6 protein-coding genes are annotated in these 4,457 nt (G+C 66.6%); 3 read left to right on the top strand and 3 right to left on the bottom strand.

What is annotated here, in order from left to right:
* Positions 1 to 340: hypothetical protein (locus VN856_RS05625; RefSeq protein ID WP_325686982.1), on the top strand; the 340-nt coding region annotated here is incomplete at its 5' end.
* Between the two features lie 21 nt (positions 341 to 361).
* On the opposite strand, the gene VN856_RS05630 is transcribed toward VN856_RS05625, so the two are convergent.
* The 3 genes from VN856_RS05630 to VN856_RS05640 are packed head-to-tail and all read right to left on the bottom strand — an operon-like array spanning position 362 to position 2,493.
* On the bottom strand, positions 362 to 1,177 hold the full coding sequence (locus VN856_RS05630) for a thioesterase family protein (RefSeq protein WP_325686984.1): 816 nt from the start codon (positions 1,175 to 1,177) through the stop codon (positions 362 to 364).
* A 10-nt stretch (positions 1,178 to 1,187) separates the two neighbouring features.
* Positions 1,188 to 2,012, bottom strand: a complete 825-nt coding sequence (locus VN856_RS05635) for an SMP-30/gluconolactonase/LRE family protein (protein WP_325686992.1) — start codon at positions 2,010 to 2,012, stop codon at positions 1,188 to 1,190.
* Positions 2,005 to 2,493 carry an SRPBCC family protein gene (locus VN856_RS05640; protein ID WP_325686986.1) on the bottom strand — a complete coding sequence of 163 codons (489 nt, stop codon included), beginning with the start codon at positions 2,491 to 2,493 and terminating at the stop codon, positions 2,005 to 2,007. The genes VN856_RS05635 and VN856_RS05640 overlap by 8 nt, the downstream gene beginning before the upstream one ends.
* A 128-nt stretch (positions 2,494 to 2,621) precedes the next feature.
* Here VN856_RS05640 and VN856_RS05645 point away from each other — a divergent pair, with 128 nt between their 5' ends.
* Both VN856_RS05645 and VN856_RS05650 read left to right on the top strand, forming a co-directional pair.
* Positions 2,622 to 3,542 carry an LLM class F420-dependent oxidoreductase gene (locus VN856_RS05645; protein WP_325686988.1) on the top strand — a complete coding sequence of 307 codons (921 nt, stop codon included), beginning with the start codon at positions 2,622 to 2,624 and terminating at the stop codon, positions 3,540 to 3,542.
* A 47-nt stretch (positions 3,543 to 3,589) separates the two neighbouring features.
* Positions 3,590 to 4,457, top strand: an 868-nt coding sequence (locus tag VN856_RS05650; protein ID WP_325686990.1) for an acyl-CoA thioesterase, incomplete at its 3' end; no start/stop codon positions are given.

Here is a 4,457-nt window from a genome sequence, read left to right on the forward strand (position 1 = left end):
ACACCTTGTGGCGCAACTCGTTACGCCGATGATCGACAACGGCCGGGGCGACGTGGTGCTGCTCAGCCCGGAATTGATCGGGGCATCGCCGGAGGGCGCGCATCGGATGCTCGACGCGTGGGTCAGTGGTCTGGACGCCGAATTCGTCGGGACTGGCGTGCGAGCCTCGGTCGTGCGGTCGACCGGGCAGGTGCCGCCCGATGATGTCGCACGCCTGATCGCCGCGGCTATCAGCGCATCGGATCGGATGCAGCTGCGCGTCGTCGATGTCATCCCACCCGTTCCCGTCGGCGCCGAGATCGACGCCAGCGCTGTCAATCGCGGGAAAAGACTGCGCTAGCGTCGATCTCGACGCAAACCGTTAAGACCTGGGCCGTCGGCGCACGAGCACCGACTGCTGAATACTGCCCACGGCACCGGCCGGGTCGAACAGGGTGCCCACCGTGGTGCCGATCCCGTCCGGTCCGTAGTTGGTTTCCGCCCGGATGCCGATCCATTCGCCGTCGGGGATCCGGTGCACGTGCACGACGAGGTCGTTGTTCAAGAACGTCCACTTGGTGATGTCGATCTTGGAACCGATGCCGTTGGCGCAGTCGGCGACCGCGAACAGCCGCTCCAGCGGCGTCATCGTCTCGCCGTTGACCAGGTCGGCCGTCGGCTTGATCCAGGATTCCCCGGGCCCTTCGTTGAGCGGCTTGGTCAGCCAGCGCCAGTCCAGGCTGTGCACGTAGTTGCGATCGAAGTTCTTGGCGAGATCACGGCTGCGTGCCTCGCTCAGCGGGCCCGGCAGCGGGGCGGCAGCGTGTACCAGGTCGGTGGTGTCGAGCTGTTGAAGGCGCCATCCGGTGGCTCGCGCCGTCGGCCGGGGCTGACCATCGGGGCCCAGGGCCAGCGTTTCGGCGCTGATCAACTCGATCTGCTTACCGGGGCGCTCGACTTTCGAGCGAACCCACATGTCGCCGTCGGCGGGCACCGGTCCCAGCAGGTCGATGGCGACGCGGCTCAGCCGGGTGTCGTCGCGGGCCGCACAGCGTTCCAGTGCGCGGACCAGAAGCGCCGACACCGGCCCGGCATGCTGGATCGCCGCTGTCCACGTGCTGCGCACAAGGTCTGTGGCAGTGAACTTTTCGCCCAACGGGTCGTCGTCATCGATCAGCTCGTAATAGGAGTCGGTCATCGTTCACCTTTCACGCCGGCCCCGCGGCGGGAGTATCCACGATCACCGTGTCGACCCGGGACAGCCGGGTACCGATCAGGCGCTTGGGATAGGCGTCGCTGCTCGACAGCATGAACAGCGTGCGATCCGCGGACCCGCCGAGCATGCAGGCGATCGCCGCGCGATCACCGATGTCGATCCGATGCGTCACCTCACCGCCGTCGACGATGCGCTCGAACTGGTGCGCCAGCGTCATCGCCGTCCACACGCCGCCCTCGGCGTCGAGGCAGATGCCGTCGGGCGGCCCGTCCAGGCCATCGGCGAAGACTCGTCGACCCGACAGTGCACCGTCGACGCCGATGCTGAACGCGGTGAGACGCCGGCCGATCGACTCGGCGACGATCAGGGTCCGGTGGTCGGGCGTGATGGCCATGCCGTTGGGGAAGTCCAGGTCGCGCGCGACCACGCTGGCCGTGTCGTCGGGGTCGACCCGCACAATGACGCCGCCGCTGAAGGCCTGCGACCCGATGTACGCCCGGCCGTTTCTGTCGACGACCATGTCGCCGAGGTCGGCCGGCGTCAGAGCGCCCAAATCGGCCACGGTGTCCACGGTTTCGCCGTCATAGCGCAGCAGCCGACGGTCTTCGGTGGACACGATCAATAGCGAGCCGTCCGGCCGGAACCCCAGACCCGACGGCGAAACACCGGGCAGCGGCAGCGTGGTCATCGATCCGCTCAGGGTGACGGTATGCACGGCTTCGCCGAGCATGTCGGAGAACCACAGCAGGCCCTCGAACCAGCGCGGGCCTTCGCCGAAGCAGAACCCCGTCGCCAGCGGGGTCAGTCCCTCAACCATTGCCGTCATCAAGGACATCCAATTCTCGCGCGATCGCCCGGTGGTAGGTGTCGATCTTGGCGGGGTTGACCTGCTGGAACAAGGCGTCGGGCAACGGGGCGTGTTTGTACGCCTCGATGGTCATCGTCCGAGTGAACAGCGTGACGTCTTCGCCCGGCCTGCTGAACTGATACTGGACCGTGATGCGTCCCTCCAAGCCGCCGTTGCCGTCGCGGTCATGGCCAAGGGGCCCAACGGAACTGAACATCCACAGCCTGGGCCGGGTGGCGATCGCCAGATGCCAGGTAAAAATCCGATCGCCGTCGGGCCCGGACTCTTGCCAGGTGTCGCCCACCTTCAACGGCAGTTCCCCGGGCAGGTTCGTGATGTGCGCGCTGCCGGGATAGGTCTTGGGCCAGTTCGCCGGGTTGGTGACGAAGTCGTAGATGGTCTCGGGGGAGCGAGCGAAGGCCGTTTCCGAGCTCGTGGTCACGATGCCCAACTGCGTCGCTCCTTTTGCGGCGGTGAAACTGACCAGCCGGTTGCCCGGCCGGCTTTACAGATTATCGTATAAATGTCACGCGGTATTTTGCAGGCACGTCGTCGGCGCTCAGCTAAGGAAAGCGGCAGATGAAATTCACCATCACCCACCCGATGCACAGCCACCCATACAACCCGGAATTGGTCACCGGCGACGGGATCGCCAAGGTGGCCGCAGCCGCCGAGGCGGCCGGTATCCATGGCTTCGGGTTCACCGACCACCCGGCGCCCAGTCAGCGCTGGCTCGAAGCGGGCGGACACGATGCGCTGGACCCGTTCGTCGCGATGGGATACGCCGCGGCCCGGACCACCACGCTGCGGCTCATTCCGAACATCGTGGTACTGCCGTACCGAAACCCGTTCGTAGTGGCCAAGTCTGGCGCAACACTGGACCTGCTCTCGGGCGGCAGATTCACCCTTGCTGTCGGCGTCGGCTACCTCAAGCGAGAGTTCGCCGCGCTCGGGGTGGACTTCGAGGAGCGCGCCGCGCTGTTCGACGAGGCACTCGACGTGATCCGGGCCATTTGGACAACCGACGACGTCACCTTCGAGGGCACGCATTTCAGCGCCAAGGGGATCACTGCGCACCCCCGGCCGGTGAGCGATCCGCATCCGCCGATCTGGATCGGTGGCAACACCGGGGCCGCTCGGCGTCGGGTCGCCGAGAAGGGAGACGGGTGGTGCCCGTTCGCCGCGCCACCGCAGCTGGCGCAGACCGCGCGCACCGCGGCGATGGATTCGATGGAAGCGCTCGCCGACGGCGTCGATGATCTGCGCCGCCGGCTCGACAAGGCAGACCGGGATCCCTCGACGATCGATATCGTGTTCGGCAATTTCGAAGGTGGCAGCCCGGCCGGCGATGACTTCAACGCCGATGCCTACCTGGGCGGCCTCGAACGGCTGGCCAAGCTCGGCGTGAACTGGGTGCAGGTGGGTCTGCCGGGCGACAGTCTGGCGCACGCTCTCGAAGTCCTCGACCGTTTCAAAACCCAGGTGATCGAGGCGTCGTGACGATCGGAAAGCTTTACAAGTTTTAGCGAGAATGTCATTCTCGCTAGGTGACAACAGACTCTGAGCAGACGCACTGGTCGGTCGCCGGCCTCCTCGACTTGTTCGACGCACGCCCCGCCGATGACGGCCGTTTTATCGCCGACACCGGCATCGCCGCCGAGGATGAACGCCAGGTCGTGGAAGGCACCCAGGTGCTCGCCCAGGTGATCGTGGCGGTGGCCAAACGCTTTCCGGAGAAATCGGTGCGCTCGGTGCACGCCGTGTTCGCCCGCGCCGTGGTGGTCGGCCCCCCGGTCGAGTTCGACATCGACGTCGTCGCCGAAGGCCGTTCGACCGCGACCGCGGTGGTCAGCGTGACGCAGGGCGGACGTCGCGCCATCACGGTGACGACGCTGCTGGATGTGCCGTCCGACGACGTGATCCGCCACCACCTGCCGCGTCCCGAGGTGGCCGCGCCCGCCGACGCCAACGACGGGGCGATGCCGATGGCCGGCCGGGAATTGCGACTGGTCGACGTGGTCGACGTGAATAGTCCCGACGAGGTCGGTCCGCCGGAGCTTTACGCGTGGCTGCACTATGACCCGATCCCCGCCCGCGACGATCTGGCCAAGGCGCTGATCGCGTACTTCACCGGCCACCTTGGCATTTCGACGACGATGCGCGCCCATGAGGGCATCGGTACCGCCCAGTCGCACCTGACCGTGTCCACCGCGCCGATGAGCATCTCCGTCGCGTTCCACGAACCGGTGCGCTGGGACGGGTGGCTGCTCTACACCCACGAGAGCACTCAGGTCGGCGCGGGAATGTCGTACGTCCGCGGGGCGGTGCACTCCGAAGAGGGTGAGCTGCTGGCTTCCTTCGCCCAGGAGGCGCTGATCCGTCCGTTGCGCACCACCGACACGTCAATCGACTCGC

It is taken from the genome of Mycobacterium sp., from assembly GCF_035603715.1.
Lineage (GTDB): Bacteria > Actinomycetota > Actinomycetes > Mycobacteriales > Mycobacteriaceae > Mycobacterium.